The organism is Mycobacterium sp. (genome assembly GCF_004298145.1).
Lineage (GTDB): Bacteria > Actinomycetota > Actinomycetes > Mycobacteriales > Mycobacteriaceae > Mycobacterium.
On record NZ_SCRH01000038.1, the window covers coordinates 342,552 to 367,675 of the forward strand.

At 65.8% G+C, this 25,124-nt stretch carries 24 protein-coding genes; 14 read left to right on the plus strand and 10 right to left on the minus strand.

Features of this window, described 5'->3' with window-relative positions; genetic code table 11:
- Positions 1–14: 14 nt before the first annotated feature.
- Positions 15–620 (plus strand): hypothetical protein, encoded by a 606-nt coding sequence (locus EPN51_RS15255; RefSeq protein ID WP_293043974.1) that lies wholly within the window; start codon positions 15–17, stop codon positions 618–620.
- A 54-nt stretch (positions 621–674) separates the two neighbouring features.
- On the opposite strand, the gene EPN51_RS15260 is transcribed toward EPN51_RS15255, so the two are convergent.
- Together EPN51_RS15260 and arc are read right to left on the minus strand one after the other, a co-directional pair.
- Positions 675–881: a hypothetical protein gene (locus tag EPN51_RS15260; RefSeq protein WP_293043976.1), complete on the minus strand. Its 207-nt coding sequence runs from the start codon at positions 879–881 to the stop codon at positions 675–677.
- 46 nt (positions 882–927) lie between these two features.
- A complete protein-coding gene (arc, locus tag EPN51_RS15265; RefSeq protein WP_293043978.1) occupies positions 928–2,757 on the minus strand; it encodes a proteasome ATPase in 1,830 nt (609 codons plus the stop codon).
- 318 nt (positions 2,758–3,075) lie between these two features.
- Here arc and EPN51_RS15270 point away from each other — a divergent pair, with 318 nt between their 5' ends.
- Both EPN51_RS15270 and EPN51_RS15275 read left to right on the plus strand, forming a co-directional pair.
- A complete protein-coding gene (locus tag EPN51_RS15270; RefSeq protein WP_293043980.1) occupies positions 3,076–3,720 on the plus strand; it encodes a hypothetical protein in 645 nt (214 codons plus the stop codon).
- A gap of 8 nt (positions 3,721–3,728) precedes the next feature.
- The gene (locus EPN51_RS15275; protein WP_293043982.1) at positions 3,729–4,028 is read left to right on the plus strand and encodes a DUF503 family protein; all 300 of its coding nucleotides are present in this window, start codon (positions 3,729–3,731) and stop codon (positions 4,026–4,028) included.
- A gap of 54 nt (positions 4,029–4,082) precedes the next feature.
- Here the strand turns inward: EPN51_RS15275 and trmI are convergent, their stop codons facing one another.
- A complete protein-coding gene (trmI, locus tag EPN51_RS15280; protein WP_293043984.1) occupies positions 4,083–4,928 on the minus strand; it encodes a tRNA (adenine(58)-N(1))-methyltransferase TrmI in 846 nt (281 codons plus the stop codon).
- A gap of 74 nt (positions 4,929–5,002) precedes the next feature.
- Between trmI and EPN51_RS15285 the strand changes: the two genes are divergently transcribed.
- Positions 5,003–5,899, plus strand: coding sequence for a RecB family exonuclease (locus EPN51_RS15285; protein WP_293043986.1), 897 nt, complete (start codon positions 5,003–5,005; stop codon positions 5,897–5,899).
- Positions 5,900–6,017: 118 nt separating this feature from the next.
- On the opposite strand, the gene EPN51_RS15290 is transcribed toward EPN51_RS15285, so the two are convergent.
- The 5 genes from EPN51_RS15290 to EPN51_RS15310 all read right to left on the minus strand — a co-directional run bounded on the left by EPN51_RS15290 (position 6,018) and on the right by EPN51_RS15310 (position 9,866).
- Positions 6,018–7,385, minus strand: coding sequence for an FAD-containing oxidoreductase (locus EPN51_RS15290; protein ID WP_293043988.1), 1,368 nt, complete (start codon positions 7,383–7,385; stop codon positions 6,018–6,020).
- The gene (locus tag EPN51_RS15295; protein WP_293043990.1) at positions 7,382–7,900 is read right to left on the minus strand and encodes a DUF4126 domain-containing protein; all 519 of its coding nucleotides are present in this window, start codon (positions 7,898–7,900) and stop codon (positions 7,382–7,384) included. The genes EPN51_RS15290 and EPN51_RS15295 overlap by 4 nt, the downstream gene beginning before the upstream one ends.
- Positions 7,901–8,018: 118 nt before the next feature.
- Positions 8,019–8,873, minus strand: a complete 855-nt coding sequence (gene hisG, locus EPN51_RS15300) for an ATP phosphoribosyltransferase (RefSeq protein WP_293043992.1) — start codon at positions 8,871–8,873, stop codon at positions 8,019–8,021.
- A gap of 2 nt (positions 8,874–8,875) precedes the next feature.
- Positions 8,876–9,157 carry a phosphoribosyl-ATP diphosphatase gene (locus tag EPN51_RS15305; protein ID WP_293043994.1) on the minus strand — a complete coding sequence of 94 codons (282 nt, stop codon included), beginning with the start codon at positions 9,155–9,157 and terminating at the stop codon, positions 8,876–8,878.
- Between the two features lie 106 nt (positions 9,158–9,263).
- Positions 9,264–9,866: a TetR family transcriptional regulator gene (locus tag EPN51_RS15310; protein ID WP_293043996.1), complete on the minus strand. Its 603-nt coding sequence runs from the start codon at positions 9,864–9,866 to the stop codon at positions 9,264–9,266.
- A 304-nt stretch (positions 9,867–10,170) separates the two neighbouring features.
- Between EPN51_RS15310 and EPN51_RS15315 the strand changes: the two genes are divergently transcribed.
- The 10 genes from EPN51_RS15315 to EPN51_RS15360 are packed head-to-tail and all read left to right on the plus strand — an operon-like array spanning position 10,171 to position 20,684.
- Positions 10,171–11,013: an ABC transporter permease gene (locus EPN51_RS15315; protein WP_293043998.1), complete on the plus strand. Its 843-nt coding sequence runs from the start codon at positions 10,171–10,173 to the stop codon at positions 11,011–11,013.
- Complete coding sequence (locus tag EPN51_RS15320; protein ID WP_293044000.1) at positions 11,014–11,877, plus strand: ABC transporter permease; 864 nt, start codon at positions 11,014–11,016, stop codon at positions 11,875–11,877.
- A 23-nt stretch (positions 11,878–11,900) separates the two neighbouring features.
- Positions 11,901–13,472: an MCE family protein gene (locus EPN51_RS15325; RefSeq protein WP_293044002.1), complete on the plus strand. Its 1,572-nt coding sequence runs from the start codon at positions 11,901–11,903 to the stop codon at positions 13,470–13,472.
- Complete coding sequence (locus EPN51_RS15330) at positions 13,469–14,524, plus strand: MlaD family protein (protein WP_293044004.1); 1,056 nt, start codon at positions 13,469–13,471, stop codon at positions 14,522–14,524. The genes EPN51_RS15325 and EPN51_RS15330 overlap by 4 nt, the downstream gene beginning before the upstream one ends.
- Positions 14,517–15,572: an MlaD family protein gene (locus EPN51_RS15335; protein WP_293044006.1), complete on the plus strand. Its 1,056-nt coding sequence runs from the start codon at positions 14,517–14,519 to the stop codon at positions 15,570–15,572. The genes EPN51_RS15330 and EPN51_RS15335 overlap by 8 nt, the downstream gene beginning before the upstream one ends.
- Positions 15,569–16,708: an MCE family protein gene (locus EPN51_RS15340; protein ID WP_293044007.1), complete on the plus strand. Its 1,140-nt coding sequence runs from the start codon at positions 15,569–15,571 to the stop codon at positions 16,706–16,708. The genes EPN51_RS15335 and EPN51_RS15340 overlap by 4 nt, the downstream gene beginning before the upstream one ends.
- Entirely contained in the window at positions 16,705–17,922 is a 1,218-nt protein-coding gene (locus EPN51_RS15345; protein ID WP_293044009.1) for an MlaD family protein, read from the plus strand. Before EPN51_RS15340 ends, EPN51_RS15345 begins: the two co-directional genes overlap by 4 nt.
- Positions 17,919–19,178, plus strand: a complete 1,260-nt coding sequence (locus tag EPN51_RS15350) for an MlaD family protein (RefSeq protein WP_293044011.1) — start codon at positions 17,919–17,921, stop codon at positions 19,176–19,178. Before EPN51_RS15345 ends, EPN51_RS15350 begins: the two co-directional genes overlap by 4 nt.
- A 31-nt stretch (positions 19,179–19,209) precedes the next feature.
- On the plus strand, positions 19,210–19,920 hold the full coding sequence (locus tag EPN51_RS15355) for a tetratricopeptide repeat protein (RefSeq protein ID WP_293044013.1): 711 nt from the start codon (positions 19,210–19,212) through the stop codon (positions 19,918–19,920).
- Positions 19,917–20,684 (plus strand): mannan-binding family protein, encoded by a 768-nt coding sequence (locus tag EPN51_RS15360; RefSeq protein ID WP_293044015.1) that lies wholly within the window; start codon positions 19,917–19,919, stop codon positions 20,682–20,684. Before EPN51_RS15355 ends, EPN51_RS15360 begins: the two co-directional genes overlap by 4 nt.
- Before the next feature lie 228 nt (positions 20,685–20,912).
- Here the strand turns inward: EPN51_RS15360 and metH are convergent, their stop codons facing one another.
- Positions 20,913–24,668 (minus strand): methionine synthase, encoded by a 3,756-nt coding sequence (gene metH, locus EPN51_RS15365; protein WP_293044016.1) that lies wholly within the window; start codon positions 24,666–24,668, stop codon positions 20,913–20,915.
- Complete coding sequence (locus tag EPN51_RS15370; RefSeq protein ID WP_293044018.1) at positions 24,650–25,045, minus strand: hypothetical protein; 396 nt, start codon at positions 25,043–25,045, stop codon at positions 24,650–24,652. Before EPN51_RS15370 ends, metH begins: the two co-directional genes overlap by 19 nt.
- Between the last annotated feature and the right edge of the window lie 79 nt (positions 25,046–25,124).

A 25,124-nucleotide genomic window follows, 5' to 3' on the forward strand; every position in this document is an offset into this window, starting at 1 on the left:
ATTAGCTTCACGGGATGACCGACCTATCCGGGAAGCGTTACGGCGAAGTGCTTCTCGTGACCCCCGGGGAGGCGGGACCGCAGGCCACGGTTTACAACAGCTTCCCGCTCAACGATTGTCCGGCCGAGCTGTGGTCGAAGCTCGACGCCCAGGCCATCGCCAAGGAACACGGGGCGGCCACGGCGCTGCTCAACGGTCCGCGCTACTGGCTGATGAACGCCATCGAGAAGCAGCGGCAAGGGCCGCAGATCACGAAGACGTTCGGCGGCATTGAGATGATTCAGCAGGCCACGGTCCTGCTGTCGTCGATGAATCCCGCGCCCTACACCGCCAATCGGGTCAACCGTCACACAGTCTTCGTCTTCAACCCGGGTAAAGAGGTCTACGAACTCGTCGACCCCGGCGGGCAGCGCTGGGTCATGCAGACCTGGAGCCAGGTCGCCGACCCCACCCTGTCGCACGCCGAGCTGCCCGGCTTGGCGGGCCGGCTCAACCTGCCGCACGGGTGGGCCTACCAAGCGCGCGTGCTCGCCAGTGAGCTGCGGGTGGACACCACCACCCGGCCCGCGCAGGTGCTGCAGGACAATCTGACCAACAGCTATTCGCTGGTCACCGACTGACCCACAAGCACCACCCCGCTCGACGCTGATTCCCGCGTCGCGTGACCGCGAGGCTTACTCGTCGGCGGTGCGCTCCAGCTCGCCCGCAGGGACGACACGCTTGAGGAAGCCGCGCATCGACAGATATTCGCTGAGGTACTCGAGGTGCTCATCGCACGCCAGCCATACTTTCCGCCGCTCGGCGGTATGAATCTTGGAGTTGTTCCACAGCAGGCCCCACGATGCTGTTGCGTGGCAACCTTTACGCGAGCAGGTGCTCATAAACGGGGTCCGGCGTTGCTTGCAGATCAACCACAGCCTGCGGCCACTACAGGTACTGACCCAGGTTCGACTCGGTGTCGATGGCCCGCGACGCGCTCGAGCTCTTGCCGGTGACCAGCGTGCGGATGTAGACGATCCGCTCGCCCTTCTTGCCCGAAATCCTCGCCCAGTCATCGGGGTTGGTGGTGTTGGGCAGGTCCTCGTTCTCGGCGAACTCGTCGACGATCGAATCGAGCAGGTGCTGAATGCGCAGACCCGGCTGCCCGGTCTCCAGCACCGACTTGATCGCGTTCTTCTTCGCCCGGTCGACGACGTTCTGGATCATCGCCCCGGAGTTGAAGTCCTTGAAATACATGACTTCCTTGTCACCGTTGGCGTAGGTGACCTCCAGGAACCGGTTGTCGTCGATCTCGGCGTACATCCGCTCGACGACCTTCTCGATCATCGCCTTGATGCAGGCGGTGCGGTCGTTGCCGAACTCGGCGAGGTCGTCGGCGTGCAGCGGCAGCGACTCGATCAGGTACTTCGAGAAGATGTCTTGCGCCGCTTCGGCATCCGGCCGCTCGATCTTGATCTTCACGTCGAGGCGCCCGGGCCGCAGGATGGCGGGGTCGATCATGTCCTCACGGTTGGAGGCGCCGATCACGATGACGTTCTCCAGCCCCTCCACGCCGTCGATCTCACTGAGCAGCTGCGGGACCACCGTCGTCTCGACGTCCGAAGACACCCCGGTGCCACGAGTGCGGAAGATCGAGTCCATCTCGTCGAAGAACACGATCACCGGTGTGCCTTCCGACGCCTTCTCGCGGGCGCGCTGGAAGATCAGCCGGATGTGTCGCTCGGTTTCACCGACGAACTTGTTGAGCAGCTCGGGGCCCTTGATGTTCAAGAAGTACGACTTGGCCTCGCGCGCGTCGTCACCGCGCACCTCGGCCATCTTCTTGGCCAACGAATTCGCCACCGCCTTGGCGATCAGCGTCTTACCGCAACCGGGCGGACCGTAGAGCAGCACACCTTTGGGCGGGCGCAGCGCGTACTCCCGGTACAGCTCCTTGTGCAGGAACGGCAACTCCACGGCGTCGCGGATCTGCTCGATCTGGCGGGTCAGGCCGCCGATGTCCAGGTAGCTGACGTCGGGCACCTCTTCCAGCACCAGGTCCTCGACCTCGGCCTTGGGGATGCGCTCGAACGCGTAGCCGGCCTTGGTGTCGACCAGCAACGAGTCACCGGGCCGCAGCCTGCGGGGCCGGGTGTCGTCGTTGAGAGCATCGGGATGACCCTCCGGCAGGTCCTCGGCGACCAGCGGCTCGGCGAGCCAGACGATGCGTTCCTCGTCGGCGTGGCCGACGACCAGTGCCCGGTGACCGTCGGCCAAGAGCTCACGCAGCGTGGAGATCTCGCCGACCGATTCGAACTTGCCGGCTTCCACGACGGTCAGGGCCTCGTTGAGGCGAACGGTCTGGCCCTTCCGCAGCAACGCGATTTCGATGTTCGGCGAGCAAGTCAGGCGCATCTTGCGGCCGGATGTGAACACGTCGACCGTGTCGTCTTCGTGCGTGCCGAGCAGGACGCCGTAGCCGCTGGGCGGCTGCCCCAGCCGATCGACTTCCTCGCGCAGCGCCAGCAGTTGCTGGCGGGCCTCTTTGAGGGTCTCCATCAACTTCGAGTTACGGGACGCGAGGGAGTCGATGCGGGCTTCAAGCTGATGCACATCGCGAGCAGAGCGGGCGCCGCCTTGCGCGCCGACGGCATGGTCGAGTTGCTCGCGCAACATCGACGCCTCACGGCGTAGTTGCTCCAACTCGGCCTCGTCACCGCTGGACGGGTCTGATTCGTGGGGGGTTCCGAAAGCTTCAGAACGCTCTGAGCTACCCATCTTGCGCTCCTTTCCCACACCGAATTGGCGCGGCGGATACTTCAAAGCTACCGGCGATTGCCGCTTGATGTGCGTAGTCAAATACCCACGAATAGTTAAGATTTTCGTCACGCTGGTAATCTCGGCCACTAATCGTGATGATCGAAAGGGCCATGGGAGGTGGCACAGTGACCGCAAAAAGCCTCGCCACAGGCTCGGCTCGCGTCGCCGTCCCCCCCACCGCCACCGGTGTGAGTTCAGTTGCACCCATCGGCCCGACCTTAGCGACATCTCACCCACCCGAAGCGGCCAGAGCCGCCTAGCCGGCCGACCGACTGGATGCACCGACCACTGTCCGTAGCGCTGTGCACCGCCACCGCCCTGGCGGCGGTCGGGCTCGCGGCGTGTGCGTCGAATCAGCCGCCGAGTGGGTCGTCGACGGTCTCTTCGCTGCCACCGGCCACGTCCACTCAGGTTGGCGCGCCCGTCACGGCTCCCCTGCCGCCGCCGGAAGCCCTCACCGATGTCCTCACCCGGCTGGCGGATCCGAACGTCCCGGGCGCAGCCAAGGTGAGTCTGGTCGAAGGCGCCACCCCGGAGAGCGCGGCCACGCTGGACAAATTCACCAACGCATTGCGGGACAACGGCTACCTGCCCATGACCTTCACCGCGAACGACATCGCCTGGTCGGACAAGAACCCGTCGAATGTGAAAGCCAGCATCGCCGTCCACACCGCCCAGGCCAACAACGCCAACTTCACCTTCCCGATGGAATTCGCTCCCTTCCAGGGCGGTTGGCAGCTCTCCCGGCGAACCGCCGAAATGCTGTTGGCCCTGGGCAAGTCGCCCGCGTCACCGACTTCCGGGGCTCCCGCGAGCCCGGCTCCCGCGCCGCCACCCGAACCCGCTCCGCCACCGGCGCCCCCGCCTCCCCCGCCGGCCCCGGCTCCGGAACCCGCACCTTCCCAAAACCCGCCAGGCTGACCCGCGGGATGTGGATCGGCTGGCTCGAGTTCGACGTGTTGCTGGGCGACGTTCGCTCACTCAAACAGAAGCGATCGGTCATTCGTCCCGTCGTCGCCGAGTTACAGCGCAAGTTCGGCGTCTCGGCCGCCGAGACGGGTTCGCATGAGCTGTATCGACGGGCCGGCATCGGCGTCGCCCTGGTCTCCGGCGACCGCGGCCACGCCGTCGACGTCCTGGATGCGGCCGAGCGGCTGGTGGCCGCGCATCCCGAGTTCGAGCTGCTGTCGGCGCGGCGCTCGCTGCTGCGCAGCGAGGATTTGGCGTAGCCGAGGGTGGCGACCCGCTGCGCCCGGCAACGCCGCGCTTGCGATCCCCACTGATCAGCCGTCGCGGCCTTCGCGCTTGCGACCCAGCGGCGCGGGCGCGACCACACCGGGAGCGAGCCGTCGCGTGAAGATCAGGAAGGCGGTGTGCCCGCGCATCGAATGCTGCGGGCGCACCGCGAGGCCGACGACGTTCCAACCGCGTTGCAACGTCTCCCAGGACCTCGGTTCGGTCCAGCACTGCTGCGCCCGCAACGCCTCGACGGTGCGCGATAGCTGGGTGACCGTGGCCACGTAGATCATCAACACACCACCGGGAATCAGCAGCCGCGCCACCGATTCCAGCACCTCCCACGGGGCGAGCATGTCGAGCACGGCGCGATCGAAAGATCGCTCCGGCAGGTCGGAGTCGGCGATATCGCTGACGATCAGCTGCCAGTTGTCCGGCGCGTCGCCACCGGAGAACACCGACACATTGCGTCGGGCGTGTTCGGCATGGTCGGCGCGCTGCTCGTAGGAGACCACCCGCCCTTCGGGCCCGACCGCGCGCAGCAGTGAACAGGTCAGTGCGCCCGAACCCGCCCCGGCCTCGAGCACCCGGGCGCCCGGGAAAATGTCGCCCTCGTGAACGATCTGAGCGGTGTCCTTCGGGTAGATCACCTGCGGGCCGCGCGGCATCGACATCACGTAATCGATCAGCAGTGGCCGCAGCACCAAGTACGCGGCGCCGTTGCTGGACTTGATCACGCTGCCCTGCTCGAGCCCGATCACCGCGTCATGGGGGATCGCTCCGCGATGCGTGTGGAACTCGGCGCCCTCCGCGAGCACCATCGTGTAGTGCCGACCCTTGGCGTCGGTGAGCTGAACGCGCTCGCCCACGGTGAACGGGCCGGTTACGGACACACGGTCTAGCGTGCCAGCCGACTCACCGCAGCAGGTGCTTGGGGGTTGTCGGCGCCCGGTCATAGGCTTTGGACATGATCGTCCAGCCGGAGGCGCCGCAGCCGGTGACGGGCCCGGTGAGGAAGCTGTCGCGCCCGGCGCTGTCGCCGTCGCGGGCGGCGGACTTCAAGCAATGCCCGCTGCTGTACCGGTTCCGGGCCATCGACCGCCTGCCCGAGGCGCCGTCGCCGGCGCAACTGCGCGGGTCACTGGTCCACGCCGCCCTACAGCAGCTTTACGGCCTGCCCGCCGCACAGCGCGGCCCCGACACCGCCATGTCGCTGTTGGCGCCCGCGTGGGAACAGATGATCGCCGCGACGCCGGAGATGGCAGCCGTCTTGGATCCTGCCCAGCACACCCAGCTGCTGGCCGAGGCCCAGGCATTGCTCGCCGGTTACTACCGGCTCGAGGACCCCACCCGTTTCGACCCGCAATGCTGCGAAGAACGTGTGGAGGTCGAACTCGCCGACGGCACGCTGCTGCGTGGATTCATCGACCGCATCGACGTTGCCGCCACCGGCGAGCTACGGGTGGTCGACTACAAGACCGGAAAGGCGCCGCCGGCCGCACGGGCACTGGCCGAGTTCAAGGCGATGTTCCAGATGAAGTTCTACGCGGTGGCCCTGTTGCGTTCGCGCGGTGTGCCGCCCACCCGGCTGCGGCTGATCTATCTGGCGGACGGCCAGGTGCTGGACTATTCGCCGGATCACGATGAGCTGCTGCGCTTCGAGAAGACCCTGATCGCGATCTGGCGGGCCATCCAATCTGCCGGCCAGACAGGCGATTTCCGTCCCACCCAGTCGCGACTGTGCGACTGGTGTCCCCACCAGCAGCACTGCCCGCTTTTCGGTGGGACACCGCCACCCTACCCGGGTTGGCCGGAATCGATTGGTGCGCAGACCGATTCGCATTCGGCCGAACCTGCGGCGTAGGCGGCTGGTCAAAGGGTGGCGACCCGCTGCGCCCGGCAACGCCGCGCTTGCGATCGCCACTGGCCAGACGGTGGCGACCCGCTGCGCCCGGCAACGCCGCGCTTGCGATCGCCACTGGTCAAAGCGGCGACAGCTCCTGCAGCATCGTCGGAATGAGCTCGCTGACGGTGGGGTGGATGTGCATAGTGCGTGACAGCGTGGTGTACGGCGCTTTGGCCGCCATGACGTCCAGGATGCAGTGAATGGCCTCATCGCCGCCGACCCCGAAGATGGTGGCCCCCAGGATCTCCTGGGTGTCGGCGTCCACGACGACTTTCATGAAGCCTTGTGTCTCACCCTTCTCCACCGCCCGACCAACTCTGGTCATCGGGCGCTTGCCGACCAGCGCCTTGCGTCCCGACGCGCGGACCTGATCGGCGCTCAGGCCGGCACGACCCAACGGTGGATCGATGTAGAGGGCGTAGGTCGTGATGCGGTCGCTCACCCGTCGGGGATCGTCATCGAGCAGATTGGCGGCGACGATCTCGAAATCGTTGTACGACGTGTGGGTGAACGCGCCCTTGCCGTTGCAGTCGCCCATCGCCCAGATGTGATCCACGCTGGTCCTGAGCTGGTCATCGACCACGATGTAGCCGCGGGCATCGGTCTGCACACCGGCCGCCTGCAGGCCCAGATCGTCGGTGTTGGGCCGCCGGCCCACCGCCAGCAGCAGATGACTCCCCCGGATGGGCGGTGCGCCGTCGCGCGGGGTGAGATCAAATCCGTTGCCGGTCTTGGTGACCCGCACATCGTCAGCACCGACGACGATGTCGATGCCCTCGGCCCGCAAGATTTCCTCGACGGTGGCCGAGACGTCCTCGTCTTCGCGGGACGCCAGCCGCGGGCCCCGCTCCACGACCGTCACCCGAGCCCCGAAGCGCCGGTACATCTGCGCGAACTCCAGCGCGATGTAGCTGCCACCCACGATGACGAGATGTGTTGGCAGCGTGTCGAGTTCGAGGATCGACACGTTGGTGAGGAACTCGACCTCGTCCAGGCCCGGGAGGTCGGGCACCACGGCACGGCCGCCGACGTTGAGAAAGATGCGGTCGGCGTGCAGCACGTCCTTGCCGACCCGCAATGTGTGCGGATCCTCGAAAACCGCGTGCCCGCGAACGACGGTGCAGCCGCCCATGCCCTCGAGCCAATCTTCGACACCCTTGCGGTCACCCAGCATGATCTCGTCCTTGCGGGCCTTGACTTTCGCCATGTCCACACTGATCTCGCCGGTGCCGACGCCGTAGTCCGCGCCGCGCCGCGCCAGATGCGCGGCGTGCGCGGAGGCCACCAGCGTCTTGGTCGGGATGCATCCGGTGTTGACGCAGGTGCCGCCGATCAGTTTGCGTTCGACGATCGCGACGCGCTGCCCGGCTGCGGTGAGCCGCCCCGCCAGCGGCGGGCCGGCCTGGCCCGCACCGACGATGATCGCGTCGAAATGTTCTGTCACTTAACCGCCGTCAGCAGGTACTCCGTCAGCACGTGACCCGTCACGGCCAGAATGACGAAACCCCCGACGATCGCGACGGCGTCCTCGAGCAGCGCGATCGGCAGGTCCTTACCGGTCACGGCGGCCAGTCGCTTGCGCGCCTGGTAGCCGCCGAGCGTACCGAGCACCGCGCCGATGACGCCGGCGCCCAGCGCGGTAAAGGTCCAGTGCGGCCAGGCGCCCAGGGCCGCGCCCGCAAGCCCGCCCATGACGATGCGGGCCGCGAAGACCGGTGGCGCCGTGCGGGGCGGGGTCTTGGGCAGCTTGTCGTTGACCATTTCGCCGACGGCGAGGACGGTGAAGACGATCACCGCGATGATGCTGGCCATCCAGGCTGCCCAGGTGCCGTGCAGGTCGATCCAGCCAAGGAGAGCGGGGGCGGCGGCCCAGGCGACAACGGCGGGAGCCGTCAGCGAGCGCAACCCCGCGACAACGCCAATCAACAAAGCCAGCAACAGAATAAGCGCGTGTGTCACGAAGACCTCCTGGAGGACGACAGCCGGCGACCTTTTCCAGGGACGGCCCACACGCCAACCCGGGCAGTCCCCCGAGGCGGACGCTAACACAGCCGCGGCGTTCGCACCGCGTGTGCAATCAGAACCGGCAAAACCTGATATCGGACGCCAGGATCGCCTTGGCGCCGATGGCGGCCAGCTCATCCATGATTTCGTTGACGCCCCGACGCGGGACCAACGCCCGGATGGCAACCCAGTCCGGGTCGGCCAGGGGTGCGATGGTGGGCGACTCCAGGCCCGGCGTGATCGCGGTGGCCTTGTCCAGGACCGATCGGGGACAGTCGTAATCGAGCATCAGATACTGCTGACCGAACACCACACCCTGGATCCGTGCCACCAGCTGATCGCGCGCCGCCTGCGTCCCGGACCGGCTGCTCTGGTCGCTCTCGATCAGCACGGCTTCCGAATCGCACAGCGGATCACCGAAGGCCGCCAGGTTGTGCAGGCTCAGGGTGCGCCCCGACCCGACCACGTCGGCGATGGCATCGGCGACGCCGAGTTGCACCGAGATCTCCACCGCGCCGTCGAGTCTGATGACGGTCGCCTCAATACCACGCCCCGCCAAGTCTTTTCGGACGAGGTTGGGGTACGCGGTGGCGATCCGTTTGCCGGCCAGATCGGTGATCTCCCAGTCACACCCGGCCGGGGCGGCGTAGCGAAAACTCGACGACCCGAATCCCAGCGCCAAACGTTCGCGCACCGGGGCGTCGGAATCGCCCACCAGGTCGCGCCCGGTGATGCCGAAATCCAGCTCGCCCGAACCCACATAGATGGCAATGTCTTTGGGCCGCAGGAAGAAGAACTCGACCTGATTGGCGGGGTCGATGACGGTCAGGTCCTTGGAATCGGTGCGCCGCCGATAGCCGGCCTCCGCCAGGATCTCGGTGGCCGGCTCGCTCAGCGTGCCCTTGTTGGGAACCGCAACCCGCAGCATGGTCATAGCTTCCGATACACGTCGTCGAGGGACAGCCCACGCGCCACCATCAGCACCTGCGTCCAGTAGAGCAACTGGCTGATCTCTTCGGCCAGCGCGTCGTCCGGCTCGTGTTCGGCGGCCAGCCACACCTCGCCGGCTTCCTCGAGGATCTTTTTACCCAGCCCGTGGATGCCACCGTCCAGCGCGGCGACCGTGCCGCTGCCGGCCGGCCGGGTGCGGGCGCGCTCACCCAGTTCGGCGAACAGATCCTCGAAGGTCTTCACGGCCAGCGATTGTTTCACGCGGCGGCCGGCAAAGTCACGGCGGTTACGCTCGGCGACGATGCGAGCCGCGCAGCGGCGCGCTGAGGACCTGGGCAATTCGGCCCAGCGCTCGCCGGCGCCTGGTTCAGTCGAATCCGGCGAGGGTGAGCCGCAGTGCTGCTTCCAATTGCTCGTGAAAAGGCGGGCTCTCGTCGATATCCGAGGTCAGCCATCCGTCGAGGACGAATTGGACTGTGGCCAAACTGGTGTGGACCAACAATGCGGGCCGAATGTCAACCATCGCGTCGACACCCATCCGGTGAGCGACCTGCTGGATCAGGTTGCCGTGATCGGTTTTGCTGACCAGCACCGATTTACTCAACAGGTGGGGTGCGGTGGCGACGGCGTGACGCCAGGTTTCGAGGTTGTCAACCTTGCTGACATCCCTGGCGTGCGTGACGAACAGTTGAATCAGCGCTTCGACCGGCGACTCGTGTGGCGGTCTGGCCCGATAGGAACCCACGATCTCGGCGGCGGCCTCCCGGACGGGGTCGACCAGCAACCCCTCCTTGGTGGGTGCGTAGCGGAAATAGGTGCTGATGGAGATTCCGGCGGCCGCGGCGATGTCCTCGGTCGTCACCGCCTCGAAGCCGCGTTCGGCGAACAGCTGGTGCGCGGTCTGCTGGATCTGGGACAGCAGCTCGGCGCGGCGTCGGTCCCGTAATGAACCGGTGTTTGCTGAGGGCATGCCATCACTTTCGTCAATCCGACATTCGAACCCCACCGTGCCGTCCAGCGACGAACCCAGATGAGTGACTCTACACTATTGAAAGTCGCTATCAAATAGGCTATCGTGATGCAGCACACACCGATGAACTGCAGAGTCGTGGTGCCTGTTAGCGCTATTTTAATGAAAATAGCGCTAACGGCCGCCCCGCGTTTTCTGCTCGGCACTCAGGACTTAGGGGTGGGAAGAGGGCCGATGAAAGCGGTAGCTGGTACGCGATGACCTGTGCCACGGGTTTGCTAGATGGACCGCAGGTCACGCCGCTATGACGACGGCACAACTCGACGGCGTTGTCGCCATCCGGAACTGGTCCGTCGGATATGTCAGACGTCACCCGATCGCCTCACTGACGACGGTGGGTGAACAGTTCGTCCTGGGTGTGCGCACCGTTCAATATTTCTTCTTCGACCTGATGACCGGGCGATTTCAATGGCACGAATTCGTCCGGCAGGGCGCGTTCATGGCCGGCACCGCCGTGTTGCCGACGATCCTGGTATCGCTGCCGATCGGCGTCACCCTGTCCATCCAGTTCGCCTTGCTGGCCGGTCAGGTCGGGGCCACCTCGCTGGCCGGGGCGGCCAGCGGGCTCGCGGTCATTCGACAGGGCGCGTCGCTGGTGGCCGCGGTGCTGATGGCGTCGGCGGTCGGGTCGGCCATCACCGCCGATCTGGGTTCGCGCACCATGCGCGAGGAAACCGACGCGATGGAGGTGATGGGGGTCTCGGTGATCCGGCGCCTGGTCGTCCCCCGCTTCGCGGCGGCGGTCATGGTCGGCGTGGCCCTCACCGGCGTCGTGTGCTTCGCCGGATTTTTCGCGAGTTACATGTTCAACGTGTACTTCCAGGACGGCGCCCCGGGCAGCTTCGTGTCGACGTTCGCGTCGTTCGCGACGACCGGCGACATGGTGCTGGCGCTGCTGAAGGCCATCGTGTTCGGCGCCATCGTGGCCGTCGTGGCGAGCCAAAAAGGCTTGTCCACCAAGGGCGGACCGACGGGTGTCGCGAACTCGGTGAACGCCGCCGTCGTCGAGGCGATCCTGCTGCTGATGATCGTCAACGTCGCCATCAGCCAGCTCTACGTCATGTTGTCACCCCGGACGGGGCTTTGAATGACGGCGTCGGCTTATGAGCCTTTTGCGCCGATTACGCTCCCGCTGGTCCGGCTCTACCGCAGCGGCAAGGCGCCGATCATCCGCCTCGGCCATCTGCTGGTCTTCTTCGTCCGGGCGGCGGCCGCCGTGCCGCTTGCCTTGCGCCAGTACAGCGGCGAATTCTTGCGGCTGCTGTCGAACATCACCTGGGGCAACGGCTCGATCGTGGTGGGCGGCGGCACCGCCGGCGTGGCCGTCGTGCTCGGCATGACCGTCGGCGCACTCGTCGGGATCGAGGGCTACAACTTTTTGGACCTGCTCGGCCTCGGACCCGCCACCGGGTTCGTCTCCTCGTTGGTCAACACCCGCGAGCTGGCCCCGCTGATGGCCTCGCTCGCCTTCGCCATGCAGGGCGGCTGCCGCTTCACCGCCCAGCTGGGATCGATGCGTATCGCCGAGGAGATCGACGCGCTGGAATCGATCGCGATACGCCCGATTCCCTACCTGGTGACCACCCGGCTGATCGCCTCGGTGGTGGCGATCGTCCCGCTGTATGCCGCGTGCCTGGCGATCGGCTATCTGAGTACGCAAATGGTGGTGGGAATCAGCAGTGGCGGTTCGACCGGTTCCTACCTGCACTACTTCACACTGATGCTGGCCGGCCAGGACATCATCTATTCGCTGATCAAGGCCGTCATCTTCGTGTGGATCGCGTCCACCATCCAGTGCTACTACGGGTATTACGCGGGCGGCGGGCCCGAAGGTGTCGGGGTCGCCGCGGGACACGGCATGCGGGCCAGCATCACGGTGGTGATCATCGTGAACATGCTGCTCACCATGGCGCTCTGGGGCGTCGACTCCGGCGCAAGGTTCGGCGGGTAGGCCCGTGGCGAGGTCGGTGGCAGATGCGCAATTCCCTTGAGCTGGACGGACGGGGCCCGTCGGACCGGCAGCTGTTCGGCATCGGTATCGCGGTCGTGGTGGTCAGCACCCTGATCACCATCGCGATGTTGGTCAAATCCACTGGCAGGCTGAATGATTACGTGCGGGTGATCGCCGATCTGGTCAATGTGGGCGATGGTCTTCCGCAGAAATCGGACGTCAAATATCACGGCGTGCTTGTCGGAATGGTCAACGACGTCGTCCCGGCGGCGCATGGCAAACCCAACTATGTCCACATCGACCTCAAAGAGGAATACGCCAAGTCGATTCCCGCCGCGGTGACCGCGCGCGTGGTGCCGAGCAATGTATTCGCCGTCTCGTCGGTCCAGTTGGTGGGCAATGGCCCGGGCGCGAAAATCGGCCAGGGCGCGCACATTCCGGAGGACAAGCGGCTGCCGACCGTGTTGTTCCAAACGACCGTCAGCAAGTTGCGCGACCTGCTCGCCGCTGCGGGACGCGGCCGTGACGACCGGTCCGTGGGGATCTTGGCCGCCCTGGGCGCGGCCACCGACCACCGCCGTGTCAGCCTGCTCAACGCCGGTGCACAATTGAATCGTCTTCTCGACCAACTCAATTCGATCGTCAGCACCGACACCGGACCGTCGACCGTGTCCGCGCTGCTGGATGCGACGAGCGGGCTCGCGCAGACCGCCCCCGATCTTCTCGACGCACTTCATCAGGCCGTCGAGCCGATGCGGACCTTCGCCGAGACCCGTGGGCAGCTGACCTCACTGCTGTCGGGTGCCGACTACACGGTCGGCACCACACGCCAGTCCTTCGACAACCACATCGACCAACTCATCCGGATCACCACCGACTTCACGCCGGTGCTCGGCGTGTTGGCGCAGAAGTCGAACAACTTCGTGCCCGCGGTGACCAAATTGGACAACCTGGCCAACCAGTTCATGGAGCAGGTCTGGAACCCCGAAAAAAATCTGGGCAACATGCACGCGATGCTGACCTTCACGCCCAGTTCCACCTACACGCGCGCCGACTGTCCCCATTACGGCGAGCTGAAGGGACCCAGCTGCTTTACCGCGCCGCTGATTCCGGTGCGGCCCGATCTGCCCGAGGTGCTGCTGCCGCAGAACTATCATCCGCCCAAGGATCTCGCGCCGCCGCCGGGCACCGTGATCGGTCCGGACGGAAACCTGGTCGCCGTGGGCCCGCCGCTGATCAACCCGAATCCCAATTTGACCGATCCCAATCCCCCGCTGGCCCCGGGGATTACGCCGTCACCGCCCGTGCCCGGAAGCGCGAATCCGGACAACCCGTCGCCGGGGGCGCCGGCGACCCCACAACCGCACCAGCCGTGGGTCGCGCCGGTGGCGCCCAAGGCGCCGTGGATTCCGCAGGCCTCGTTCGGGGGCTCTCGTTTCGGGGGGAACGTGGGACCCGTTGGGAGCCAGTACGAACGAAACCTGTTGGGTGTGATCACCGGAGCGCCCGCCACGCCGGCCACCGAGCTGCTGCTCGGTCCGGTCGCCCGTGGAAGCACCGTGTCGCTGGCTCATCCGCCCGGGGAGGCCAAATGAAGTTACGCGGCCCACTCATCGCATTGGCCCTGTTCATGGTGGTCTCGTTGACGCTGACCTGGCTGGTGTATGTGAGCCTGCGGCGTGACGTGTCCGGCGACACGGCCAGGTATGCGGCGGTGTTCACCGATGTGTACGGGCTTCGCGAGGGTGACGACGTCCGCATGGCGGGAGTGCGCGTAGGCCGAGTGGAAAAGGTGGAGCTCGACGGGAAACTGGCGAAAGTCTCGTTCGTGGTCCAGCAAGAACAACGGTTGTTCGGAACCACCCTCGCGTCGGTTACCTACCAGAACATCGTCGGCCAGCGTTACCTCGGACTGTCTTTGGGCAAGGAAGGCAGCCCGGAACTGCTTTCCCCGGGCAGCACCATCCCGCTGGAACGCACCGAGCCGTCATTCGACGTCACCACGCTACTCAACGGCTACGAACCACTGTTCAGCCTGTTGAACCCCCACGACGCCGACAACCTCACCAAGGGCATCATCGCGTCGTTGCAGGGCGACACGTCATCGCTGGCCACGCTCGTCGGCCAGACCTCCACGCTCACAGACACATTCGCGGGTAGGGATCAGGCCCTCGGCAGCGTGATCACCAACCTCAACAAGGTGGTGGGCAACCTCGCCGAGCAGAACGACAATCTCGACGGTGTCATCACACAGACCCGCAGCGTCGTCGGCGAGCTCGACCGGCGGCGCCCCGACCTGGTCGCCTCGGTGGGTTCGCTGGCACGGGTGACCGGCCGACTGTCGACCTCGGTGTCCGACGTGTACCCGGCGTTACGCGAATTCATCGACCGCCAGCCCGGTGTCACCAGACACATCATGGACGTCGAACCGCAAGTGGCGTTCTTCGGCGACAACATCCCGCTGCTGCTGAAGGGACTCATCCGGGTCGGCAATCAAGGCGCCTATGGCAACGCCTATGTGTGCGACGTGAACTTCTTGGGGTTCTTCCCCGGTCTCAACGATGTCGTGCCGATCATCATCAATGCGGCCACACCGGGAAACAAGGCGTGGCACACCCCGAGATGCAGGAGCACGGTCGATGGCTGAGGCGTCTGTGCGACAGCGGCTTTCGGGGAGCAGGCAACGCCCGCTGGAAAGCTACAACAAGACGTGGCTTGGGTTCATCGCCGTCGCGGTGGTCGCGGTGGTGATCGGAGTCATGCTGTTGGTACATACCGTCGGCGCCGGATATCGGCATTACACCGCGGAGTTTCTCCAAGCGGCCTCGCTGCGGGCCGGTAACCCTATCGTGGTCGCGGGCATCCCGGTGGGCAACGTCACGAGCATGAAACTCGTTGGCGACCATGTCGAGGCAGGGCTGAAGGTTCGGGACAACATCGCGCTGGGCAAGGACTCCCGTGCGCGGATCAAGGTCACCACCATCCTGGGTTCGCGCTACCTCGCGCTGGAACCCAACGGGCCGGCACACCTGCCCGACAACACCTTCGACTTGGCACACACCGAGGTGCCCTACGACCTGCAATCCGCGCTGCAGGACGCCACCACCACTTTCGAGCAGGTCGACTCCGACAGGTTCGCACAGTCGCTGGCGGTGCTGGGCAAACAGCTCGAGGGCCTGCCCGCGGTTGTGCCGCAGGCGATCACGAACATCAACACACTGTCGTCGATCATCGCGGTGCGACGTGACCAGCTGGGACAGCTGCTGCGCAGCACTGAGCAGGTGACCAACACGCTGCGGCGCCAGCAGGCCGGCATCGGCAATCTGGTCAACCAGGGCCAAGACCTGCTGGGCCAGTTCGTCGCGCGACGCGCCGTTTTCCACGCGATGATGCAATCCCTCTCGAGTCTTGTCGACACCATGAGCGAGGTCGTGGTCAACGACCGGGCGGGCCTGGACTCGCTGGTCAAAGACATGCGCGACTTCACCGACTTGATGTCTGCGCACGACGACCTGCTGCACAGCATGCTGCAAATCAGCCCGATCTTCTTCCGGGAGGCGGCCAACCTCACGGGTGAAGGCAATGCGGTCAACTTCAACGCCCCCAACGTTCCGTTGATCGACTCGTGGATGTGCGCGATCAGTGGCCGCGCCAAGCAGTTCGGCATGATCCAGTACTTCAAGGACTGCAAGTGAAGGGCCCGTCGAACAAGGCCGGGGCCACCCTCGCCGTCAAAGTGGTGACCATCGTCGCCGCCGTCGCGACAGTCGCCGCGGTGGTCGGCACCGGTTGGTGGCTCCTGCGCTCCGACGACGACACGATCACGGTGACCGCCCAATTTGACAGTGCCTCAGGCCTTTACGAAGGCAACGTGGTTGCGGTGCTGGGCATACCGGTGGGCAAGGTCACCAAAATCAAACCCAAGGGCGGCTACGTCGAAGTCGACTTCACCATCGACCGCCACATCAAAGTTCCCGCCACCGCGCAGGCGGTCACGGTGTCGACCTCCATCCTCACCGACCGCCAGATCGAACTGACGCCGCCCTATCACGACGGGCCGACCCTGCAGAACCACGACACCATCGGGTTGCCCCGGACCAAGACACCCGTCGAATTCAGCAGTGTCCTCAACGTTTTGGACAAAGTGACCAAGTCACTCGAGGGCGACGGCCACGGTGGCGGACCGATCGCCGATGTGCTGGGCGGTGGCACCGAGGTGGTCAAGGGCAACGGCGAAAAGATCAAATCGGCGCTGGGCGAGCTGTCCAAGGCGCTGCGCCTGTCCAGCGACGGCGGCGCGACGACCCGCGAGCAGATCACCACGATCGTCAAAAACATCAGCACGCTGTTCGACGCCGTGGCCGCCAATGACACGAAATTGCGCCAATTCGCCTCCACCATCCACCAAGTCAGCCAGATCATGGCGGACGAGGACCTTGGCACCGGCAGCACGGGACGCAAACTCGACCACCTGATCCAGCGCGCCGGCGACCTGCTCGACGCTAACCGCGACAACATCAAGCAGGTCGTCGTCAACGGCGATACCACGCTGAAGACGGTGACCGACCAGCGGCGCGATTTGGCCGAACTCCTGGACGTGGCTCCGCTGCTGGCGGACAACGCCTACAACATGATCGACCGGGCCAACGGCGCCGTGCGGGCACGCTTCCTCACGGATCGCTTGATCTTCGACAGCCAATACACCAAAGAGATCTGCAACCTGATGGGCCTTCGGCAGCTGGGATGCAGCACCGGGACCATACAGGACTTCGGCCCCGATTTCGGGTTGACCTATGTGCTCGACGGCATGGCCGCCATGGGGCAGAAATGATGACCGTCGGCACGCGGGGACTGCCGGCGGCGCTGGCCGCGGCCATGGTGACCGCCGGATGCGCCACGAACGGCCTTGCCAGCCTGCCCCTTCCGGCGCCGGGGCTAGGTTCGGGGGGCTATTCGCTGAACGCGGTGTTCTCCAACGCGCTCAACCTGCCGATGAACGCCAAGGTCAAGCTGGCCGGCGCCGACGTCGGGCAGCTCGAATCGATGATCGCACGCAACTACACCGCCCTCACGAGGCTGCGGATCAGGGACGGCGTGCAACTGCCCCGGGGCAGCACCGCCGAATTGCGAACCGCGACACCACTGGGCGACGTGTTCGTCGCGCTGAAGCCACCGGCCGCGGGTGATGCGGATGGGCCGCTGTTGCGCAACGGCGACACCATCGGCCTGGATTCCACCGCGGCCGCCGCGACGGTCGAGTCGGTCCTGAGCTCGGCGGCGATTCTGGTGAACGGTGGGGCGGTACGCAATTTCACCAACATCATCAACGGTTTCGGCAAGGCCACCGGTGAGCAGGGCCAGGCGTTCGGGGACATGATCCGCAAGTCCAACCAGTTGCTCGGGACGCTGGGCTCCCGGTCCGATCAGATCAAGGACGCGTTGACCCAATTGTCGCGTCTGGCCGATCAACTCGACGCCAAGAATCACACCGTCAGCGACCTGATGGCTGCGGCCGGCCCCGCCACTTCGGCCCTGGCCGACAACACCACCCAGCTTTCCAATTTGGCGCTGCAGGTGGGTGACACCTCCCGGTTGCTGGCCAGGTTCCCGTCGATCGGTGGGACCGACACCAGCGGCCGCAGCTTGATCCGCGACCTGAACACGGTCGCCGGTGCCGCCAACGACGTCGCGGTGAGCCCGGACACCAGCTGGCTCTCGGTGAACCGGCTGATCCCGCCGTTGGTCAAATCGACGGCGGGGAACTCGATTTCGGTGAACGTGAGCGTGGACAAGATCCTGCTCGGATCGCTCCCCGATATCGGCTTCCCGGGTGACATCGGGCTGCACGGACCGCACCACTACAACGTGAACCTGCTCGTCGGCACCCTCAAGTACACGCTGTGGCGTCTGCAGGAACGCGTGGTCGGCCGGGGGCCGAATTCGCCGCAGGTTCCCGTCATCCCGGACCCGACGATCCCCGGCCAAATCGATGTCGCCCCCGGGCCCCCACCGGCACCGGCCCCGCCACCGGGACCGCAACCATGATCCGCGCCATCGCCAACTTCGCCAATCTCGTCGTGCGGACGGTGCGCACCGGCCATCGGCAACAGGTTTGGCTGTCGGTGGCCGGACTGGTGCTCATCCTGGTCGTCGCCACCACCTACCTGCTCATCGGCGCGTTGCGGGTGAAGCCCTTCGCCTCGTCCTACCGCGTGACCGTGCAGTTGCCCGAATCCGGCGGCCTGCTACCCAATCAGGATGTCGCGCTGCGGGGGGTCCGCGTCGGCCGTGTCGAGGCGCTGCAGATCACCGACAACGGGGTGAACGCCATTGCCAGTATCACCTCGAGGGTGCGGATCCCGGCGAACAGCGTCGCGCACGTCTCGGCGCTCTCGCCGGCCGGTGAGCAGTACATCAACTTCGAAGCCGCGTCCGACGCCGGTCCGTACCTGCACAACGGCAGCCGTATCGCCCTGGACCACGCAGACGTCCCGGTCAGCCTGGCGCGGTTGCTCGGCGACGCCGACGGGTTGCTGGCCCAGGTGGACCCTCACAAGATCGAGTTGATCAAGAAGGAACTGAGCCTGAGCAAGGAGGGCCCGGCGAAGCTGACCGCCATCGTCGACGGCGGCACGTTCCTGCTCTCGACGCTTGATTCGGTGCTGCCCCAAACCACCAGCATCATCAAGACCAGCCGGGTGGTGTTCACCCTGGCAAGCGACAAGAACTCCGGATTAGGCGCTACCGCAACGGAACTCAACCAAACGCTGACCGGCGTGGCCAGGATGCAGGCCGGCTATCGTCGCTTGACTGCGCAGACACCGCGCACACTTGCGGCCGTCGACAACCTGTTCGCCGACAACTCCGACACGATGGTGCAATTGCTGGGCAGCATGGCCACCATGTCGCAGCTGTTGTATCTGCGGGTCCCGGCGCTCAACGCGCTGTTCCCGGACTACCGTGGGTCGGTCTTGGACGCGGTGACGAGCGTCTTTCACGACAACGGAGTCTGGGCGATTGCCGATCTCTACCCGCGCTACGTGTGCGACTACGGGACACCCTCGCACCCGCCCTCGGCCGCCGACTACTACGAGCCGTTCATGTACACCTACTGCCGCGACGACGACCCCGCCGTCTCGATCCGGGGGGCCAAGAACGCGCCGCGGCCGGGGGGCGACGATACCGCCGGCCCGCCGATGGGGGCGGACCTGGGCCGCAGAACGGATCCGACCCCCAAGGGCCGCTACACCATTCCCACCCCGTACGGCGGCCCGCAACTGCCGATCGAACCGCCGCACTAGGCCCGAAACCATCCGAGCCGATCCCTAGGAGATGATCGTGATCGTGACCTCCCAAAAGAATCCGAAGTCCGAGGCAGTCAAAGCGGAACCGGACGCCGAATTATCGGAGGCCGCGACCGACGAGGCACACGTCGACGGCGCAGACGGCGTTGACAATGTTGACGACGAGGCCGCCGGTGCGGCCGACGAGCAACCCCACGAGGACGACGGCGAGGGTGGCCTGCTCAACCGCAAGCAGCCCGAGTCCGGGCGCCGCAAGCGGCCCTGGAAGCGGTATCTGCGTCGCAGCGTCATGCCGCTGTTATTCGTCGTCTCACTTGCCGTTTCGGGATTTTTGGGGTGGCAGCAGTGGCAAGAGCATCAGGTCAAACTGGCCGGCGAACAGGCCCAACAGGCGGCCATCGCCTACGCGCAGGTGCTGACGAGCATCGATTCGAACAAGGTGGATGAGAACTTCCGGCAGGTGCTCGATGGCGCGACCGGCGAGTTCAAGGACATGTACACCCAGTCCAGCGTGAAACTTCGGCAGCTGCTGATCGACAACAAGGCGACCGCGCACGGGGTGGTGGTGGATTCGGCCATTCAGTCCGGATCTACGAACAAGGTTGTGGTGCTGGTGTTCATCGACCAGACCGTCACCAACACGGCCGCACCCGACCCGCGCATCGATCGCAGCAGGATCAAGATGACCATGGAGAAGGTCGACGGCCGCTGGCGGGCAAGCAAAGTGCAGCTGCTGTGATACGCCAGATCGTAGCGGCCACCGTATTGACCGCCGCCGCAACGCTTCCCGCCACAGCCCACGCCCACGCATCGGCGCCGTCGTTCTGCGGTGAGCTCGGCGGCGACTGGGATGGCCAGTACTGCCACACCTCGGTGACCTCGGAGCGCAATGCCGTGCGCGACATCAAGGTCGCCGTGCCTGAGGACCTGGTCGACAATCCGGCCACGGGCCCGGTGATCCGCGATTATCTGCACACCCTGGTCAACAACTGGCGAAATGCCAATTCCAGCATGGCCGCCGACAGCTACGGCGAGGAGAACTTCGAAGCCTTCCGGCACGCCAACCTGCTCAGCGCGGTGTTTCATGAGGACTATCACGCCGACGGGCCCAAGCCCAACAACGCCTACCGGACCTTCACGTTCGACATGGCAAGTGGAAGACGGGTACAGCTGGCGGACCTGACGACGTCAGATCCGCTGACCGCCATTCCCCCACTGGCTCAACCGTTTGTCCAGACCGCGCTCGATCAGGCACCGCCGCCACACGACCCCGGCACCTACCCGTTCGTCGTGGACCGCTGGACGCCGGACAAGGTCTACTCCGGGGCGTACAAGGCCTGGGCGGTGACGCCCGACGAGCTGATCCTCTACATGCCGGACTACCCGGTGGCGCACGACAGCCCGATCAGCTTCACGCCCGGCGTCATGCAGTGGTTCATGGACGGCGGCACGGTGCAGGCGCATATCCCGTTGTCCGCCTTGGCTTCCGTGCTGCGCATCTGAGCAGACCGGCGCACGACATCTGATGACTCGCCCCCAAACGCCGCGGCGCGTCAACCCAGTAGGTGAATCCCATCTGCGCTAGCGCCGGTGTTAGCACAAATGAAACTCACCTCATACCGGGCTTGCGGACCCGGCAGGCAGCGGGGTGCAGCTGCAACTCCTCCGACAGCGTCATGCCGATGCGTTCGGTGTCCAGCAGTCGCACGGTTTTCGCGCGGTACGTAGCGCTCAGTCCTCCGGGTTGTAACCGAGGTTGGCGCCGAGCCAGCGCTCGGCCTCGGGCAGCGTCCAGCCCTTGCGCTTCGCGTAGTCGGCGACCTGGTCCTGGGCCAACCGACCGACCACGAAATACTGCGACTGCGGGTGCGAGAAGTACAAGCCGCTGACGGCGGCACCGGGCCACATCGCCATCGAATCGGTCAGCTCGATGCGGGTGCGCTCGTGGACGTCCATCAACTTCCAGATCGTCGCCTTCTCGGTGTGCTCCGGGCAGGCCGGGTAGCCCGGGGCAGGCCGGATTCCCTGGTACTTCTCGGCGATGAGTGCCTCGTTGTCCAAGGCCTCGCCCGGCTGGAATCCCCAGAACTCCTTACGAACCCGCTGGTGCATCCGTTCGGCGAAAGCCTCCGCCAGCCGATCGGCGACCGACTCCAGCAGGATCGCGCTGTAGTCGTCGAGATCTGCCTTGAACTCGGCGATCTTCTCGCCGCTGCCGAGCCCCGCGGTGACGGCGAAGGCGCCGATGTAGTCCGCCAGACCCGTTTCTTTGGGGGCGATGAAATCACCCAGCGACCGGCTCGGGATACCCGCCCGGTGCTGGCCCTGCTGGCGCAGGTTGTGGAACACGGTCAGCACCTCGGTGCGGGTCTCATCGGTGTAGACCTCGACATCGTCACCGACCGCGTTGGCCGGGAAGAACCCGATCACCGCGTTGGCCGTCAGCCACTTCTCCTCGATCGCCCTGTCAAGCATCTGCTGGGCGTCGTCGTACAGCTTGCGGGCCGCCTCACCCGAAGCCGGGTTGTTGAGGATGTCGGGAAAGCGGCCCTTCATCTCCCAAGCGTTGAAGAACGGCTGCCAGTCGATGTACTCGCGCAACTCGGCGAGGTCGTAATTGAGGAACTCTCGGACCCCGAGGCCCTGGGCGGGCACCGGCGGCGTGTAGCCGTCCCACTCGATCGGCGTCCGGTTCGCACGGGCCTTCTCCAGCGGCACCATCGGCCGCTCGTTCTTCTGAGCGTGCCGTTCCCGCAGCGACGCGTAGTCAGCCGCGGTCTGCTCCAGCAATGCCGGCCGTTGCTTGTCGTCGAGCAGCGCGGCAGCGACCGGCACCGAGCGGGACGCGTCTTTGACCCAGATCACCGGACCACGGCGCCGCGGCGCTATCTTCACTGCCGTGTGGGCGCTCGAGGTGGTCGCGCCGCCGATCAGCAGCGGGATCTCCAGACCTTCGCGTTCCATCTCGGCGGCGAAGCCGGCCATCTCCTCCAGCGACGGGGTGATCAGGCCGGACAGGCCAACCATGTCGGCGTCGTACTCGTTGACCGCGGCCAGGATCTTGTCGGCGGGCACCATCACACCGAGGTCGACGACGGTGTAGTTGTTGCACTGCAGCACGACCCCGACGATGTTCTTGCCGATGTCGTGGACGTCGCCCTTCACGGTCGCCATCACGATCGTGCCGTTGGTGTGATCGCCCTCGCCGGGCTGCTTCTCCGCCTCGATGAACGGCAGCAGGTACGCCACGGCCTTCTTCATCACCCGGGCCGACTTCACGACCTGGGGCAGGAACATCTTGCCCGCGCCGAAGAGGTCGCCGACGACGTTCATGCCGTCCATCAGCGGGCCCTCGATCACCTCGATCGGGCGACCGCCCGCGGCGGAGATCTCGGCCCGCATTTCCTCGGTGTCGGCATCGACGTGTGCGTCGATGCCCTTGACCAAAGCGTGCGTGATCCGCTCGCGAACCTGGAGGCTGCGCCACTCGGCTTCCGCCGGATCCTCGGAGGTCTCCGACCTGTTGAACCGTTCGGCGATCTCCAGGAGCCTTTCGGCCGCATCCTCGCGACGGTTCAGGACGACGTCCTCGATGCGCTCCCGCAACTCGGGGTCGATCGAGTCGTAGGGCACCAGCGCGCCGGCGTTGACGATGCCCATGTCCAGGCCGGCCTTGATGGCGTGGAACAGGAACACGGCGTGGATCGCCTCGCGGACCGGATTGTTGCCCCGGAACGAGAACGACACGTTCGAGATACCGCCGGAGATGTGCACCCCCGGAAGGTTCTCCTTGATCCAGGCGCAGGCCTCGATGAAGTCGATCCCGTACGTCGCGTGCTCCTCGATACCGGTCGCCAGCGCGAAGCAGTTCGGGTCGAAGATGATGTCCTCGGGCGGAAAGCCGACCTCTTCGGTCAGGATCCGGTAGGCGCGCCCGCAGATCTCCTTGCGGCGCTCCAGGTTGTCGGCCTGACCCTGCTCGTCGAAGGCCATCACGACGACGGCGGCGCCGTACTTGCGGCACAGCCGTGCCTCGCGGATGAACTTCTCCTCGCCCTCCTTCATGGAGATCGAGTTGACGATCGGCTTGCCCTGCACGTTCTTCAGGCCCGCCTCGATGACCTCGAACTTGGAGGAGTCGATCATCACCGGGACGCGGCTGATGTCCGGCTCGGCCGCGATCAGCTTGGTGAACCGGTCCATCGCGGCGACACCGTCGATCATGCCTTCGTCCATGTTGATGTCGAGGACCTGCGCACCAACCTCGACCTGTTGCAGAGCGACCGACAGTGCGGTGTCGTAGTCCTCGGCCTTGATCAGGTTGCGGAACCGGGCGGAGCCGGTGATGTTGGTGCGCTCACCGATGTTCACGAATAGGGAATCGTCGGTGATGTTGAGCGGCTCCAGGCCCGACAGGCGGGTGGCCACCTCGATCGTCGGCAGCTCGCGCGGTGGCTTGCCCTCGACGACCTTGGCGATCTCGGCGATGTGCGGCGGCGCCGTTCCGCAGCAACCACCGACCAGGTTGACCAGGCCGGCCTCGGCGAAGTCGGCGATGTAGCCGGCCTGACGCTCCGGGGACTCGTCGTACTCGCCGAAGGCGTTGGGCAGGCCGGCGTTCGGGTAGCAGGAGACGAACGTGTCCGCGATCCGCGCCATCTCGGCGATGTAGGGCCTCATCTCCGGCGCCCCCAGGGCGCAGTTGAGGCCCACCGCGATCGGCTTCGCGTGCCTGATCGCGTTCCAGAATGCTTCGGTGACCTGACCGGACAACGTCCGCCCGGAAGCATCGGTGATGGTGCCCGAGATGATCACCGGCCAGCGCCGCCCGCGGTCCTCGAACAGCGTCTCGACGGCGAACACCGCCGCCTTGGCGTTCAGCGAGTCGAAAATCGTCTCGACGATGAGGAGGTCGGCACCGCCGTCGACCAGGCCGTTGGCGGCTTCGAGGTAGGCGGCCACCAGCTGGTCATAGGAGACGTTGCGGGCTCCGGGGTCGTTGACGTCCGGCGAGATCGACGCGGTCCGCGTCGTCGGCCCGATGGCGCCGGCGACGTAGCGGGGCTTCTCCGGGGTGCTGAACTCGTCGCAGGCCGCCCGCGCCAGGGCGGCGCCGGCGTAATTCAGCTCATAGCTCAGATCCGCCATGTCGTAGTCGGAGAGCGAGATCGCGGTCGCGTTGAATGTGTTGGTTTCCAGGATGTCGGCGCCCGCCTCGAGGTACTCGCGGTGGATCCCCTCGATGATCTGCGGCTGCGTCAGGTTGAGCAGGTCGTTGTTGCCCTGAAGAGCGGTCGGCCACTCCGCGAACCGCTCGCCGCGGTAGCCGGCCTCGTCCGGCCGGTCCCGCTGGATCGCCGTCCCCATCGCGCCGTCGATCACCATGATCCGCTGGCGCAGAGCGGCCGTCAGTTCGTCGGTGCAGTCGGGGCGGATGTTCGGCTCAAAGGTCTTCGAGTCAACAGCGGTCACGTGCACTCCTTCCATAGCGGAAGGCGTCCTTGACTCTGCCGAGCGTGGCGGATACGGGCAGGGGCCCGGAACCGTTGCAACGCCTCTCGACCAGAAAAGTCTACGTTGCCACCCGACGTCCGGACGCCCAGCTCGACCCGAGCCGCTTGGCGACCGCGGTGCCCGAGAGCGCCAGCTTGCGGATTGTCGGCAATGTCGTAGTTACCAAGGTTAACCAGTTTGCAGCCGAACGTATTTCGCGCCTTGACCGCGGCGAAGCCGTTGTCGCAGTCGTGCAGGGTCGGGTCCGCGGCCGGTGACTGGGTGCCCGTTGCGCCGTCGCCGACCACCACGCGCTGCGCCAATGTGTCGAGGATGTCAGTGTCGTAGCGGCGTTCGTTAGCGGCGGTCACGCCATAAGATTAGTCGTCCTATGCAAAACCCCCGGTCGAGCGGCGATCGGCCGGCACTCCGCGGCCACCGCGCCCCGAA

Coding starts and splice junctions, on each gene's coding strand:
- EPN51_RS15270 (WP_293043980.1), top strand. CDS start 3,076: ATGCACCGACCACTGTCCGTAGCGCTGTGCACCGCCACCGCCCTGGCG.
- metH (WP_293044016.1), bottom strand. CDS start 24,668: ATGGAAGGAGTGCACGTGACCGCTGTTGACTCGAAGACCTTTGAGCCG.
- EPN51_RS15335 (WP_293044006.1), top strand. CDS start 14,517: ATGGCTGAGGCGTCTGTGCGACAGCGGCTTTCGGGGAGCAGGCAACGC.
- arc (WP_293043978.1), bottom strand. CDS start 2,757: ATGGGTAGCTCAGAGCGTTCTGAAGCTTTCGGAACCCCCCACGAATCA.
- EPN51_RS15345 (WP_293044009.1), top strand. CDS start 16,705: ATGATGACCGTCGGCACGCGGGGACTGCCGGCGGCGCTGGCCGCGGCC.
- EPN51_RS15330 (WP_293044004.1), top strand. CDS start 13,469: ATGAAGTTACGCGGCCCACTCATCGCATTGGCCCTGTTCATGGTGGTC.
- EPN51_RS15255 (WP_293043974.1), top strand. CDS start 15: ATGACCGACCTATCCGGGAAGCGTTACGGCGAAGTGCTTCTCGTGACC.
- EPN51_RS15310 (WP_293043996.1), bottom strand. CDS start 9,866: ATGCCCTCAGCAAACACCGGTTCATTACGGGACCGACGCCGCGCCGAG.
- EPN51_RS15285 (WP_293043986.1), top strand. CDS start 5,003: ATGATCGTCCAGCCGGAGGCGCCGCAGCCGGTGACGGGCCCGGTGAGG.
- EPN51_RS15355 (WP_293044013.1), top strand. CDS start 19,210: ATGATCGTGATCGTGACCTCCCAAAAGAATCCGAAGTCCGAGGCAGTC.
- EPN51_RS15320 (WP_293044000.1), top strand. CDS start 11,014: ATGACGGCGTCGGCTTATGAGCCTTTTGCGCCGATTACGCTCCCGCTG.
- EPN51_RS15315 (WP_293043998.1), top strand. CDS start 10,171: ATGACGACGGCACAACTCGACGGCGTTGTCGCCATCCGGAACTGGTCC.
- hisG (WP_293043992.1), bottom strand. CDS start 8,873: ATGCTGCGGGTTGCGGTTCCCAACAAGGGCACGCTGAGCGAGCCGGCC.
- EPN51_RS15325 (WP_293044002.1), top strand. CDS start 11,901: ATGCGCAATTCCCTTGAGCTGGACGGACGGGGCCCGTCGGACCGGCAG.
- EPN51_RS15275 (WP_293043982.1), top strand. CDS start 3,729: ATGTGGATCGGCTGGCTCGAGTTCGACGTGTTGCTGGGCGACGTTCGC.
- EPN51_RS15350 (WP_293044011.1), top strand. CDS start 17,919: ATGATCCGCGCCATCGCCAACTTCGCCAATCTCGTCGTGCGGACGGTG.
- EPN51_RS15260 (WP_293043976.1), bottom strand. CDS start 881: ATGAGCACCTGCTCGCGTAAAGGTTGCCACGCAACAGCATCGTGGGGC.